This is a genomic window from Paenibacillus sp. MSJ-34, from assembly GCF_018918005.1.
GTDB lineage: Bacteria > Bacillota > Bacilli > Paenibacillales > Paenibacillaceae > MSJ-34.
In genome coordinates, this window is record NZ_JAHLPR010000130.1 from 1 (window position 1) to 1,120 (window position 1,120).

Annotated in this window: 2 tRNA genes and 3 rRNA genes; all 5 read right to left on the bottom strand. The window is 52.1% G+C overall.

Features of this window, described 5'->3' with window-relative positions:
* Window positions 1–387: ribosomal RNA gene (locus tag KQI79_RS27340) — 23S ribosomal RNA — on the bottom strand; the annotation flags it as partial.
* 202 nt (window positions 388–589) lie between these two features.
* Window positions 590–665, bottom strand: a tRNA-Ala gene (locus KQI79_RS27345).
* Between the two features lie 29 nt (window positions 666–694).
* Window positions 695–771, bottom strand: a tRNA-Ile gene (locus KQI79_RS27350).
* A 25-nt stretch (window positions 772–796) separates the two neighbouring features.
* A 5S ribosomal RNA gene (gene rrf / locus KQI79_RS27355) occupies window positions 797–913 on the bottom strand.
* A gap of 101 nt (window positions 914–1,014) precedes the next feature.
* Window positions 1,015–1,120, bottom strand: a 16S ribosomal RNA gene (locus tag KQI79_RS27360); the annotation flags it as partial.

Below are 1,120 nucleotides of genomic sequence, written 5' to 3' on the forward strand. Positions count from 1 at the left end.
GCTACAGGATTGTTACCTTCTCTGATGGGCCTTTCCAGACCTCTTCGCCTAATCAATACCTTTCTTACTCCTAGTGAGACGTCCCACAACCCCAATGAGCAAGCTCATTGGTTTAGGCTTCTCCGCGTTCGCTCGCCGCTACTGACGGAATCACTCTTGTTTTCTCTTCCTCAGGGTACTTAGATGTTTCAGTTCCCCTGGTATGCCTCTTCATGACCTATGGATTCAGTCATGAGTGACTGCCTATTACAGCAGCCGGGTTTCCCCATTCGGACATCCCCGGATCGAGGCCTGCTTACGGCTCCCCGAGGCAATATCGTCGTTCGCCACGTCCTTCGTCGGCTCCTAGCGCCTAGGCATCCTCCGTGTGCTCTTAGTAGCTTAACCTACTCGCTCGGTTTTCGCGCCTTCCGCTCTCTTGTCCCTCTTGTTTCTTTGAACAACTGTCCAAGGTAAGAAACAAGGTGACAAAGGATCGTCTTTCGCGAAAATCCTCGCTTTGCACTTACTTGTTGAACACAAGTTCAGCTTAAAGGATATTCTAATTCGCATTTTGTTTCGCTATCCAGTTTTCAAGGTGCAACAGATATGGTGGAGCCAAGCGGGATCGAACCGCTGACCTCCTGCTTGCAAGGCAGGCGCTCTCCCAGCTGAGCTATGGCCCCATAATCAATAATTTCAATTGTATGCAATATGGTGGGCCCTAGTGGACTCGAACCACCGACCTCACCCTTATCAGGGGTGCGCTCTAACCAGCTGAGCTAAGGGCCCTCGACATATTCGCCAAGGAATATGCGCTTGGCAACGTCCTACTCTCCCAGGACCCTTCGGTCCAAGTACCATCGGCGCTGGAGGGCTTAACGGTCGTGTTCGGGATGGGTACGCGTGGAACCCCTCCGCCATCGTCACCAAACGCATTTCGAAAGAAGCAACAACCGTTGCTCTTTCAAAACTGACAACGAGCGAGATCAAGCAGATTTGAATGTCTTCGTTGCAGAAGACGATTCTCCATAGAAAGGAGGTGATCCAGCCGCACCTTCCGATACGGCTACCTTGTTACGACTTCACCCCAATCATCTACCCCACCTTCGGCGGCTGGCTCCTTGCGGTTACCTCACCG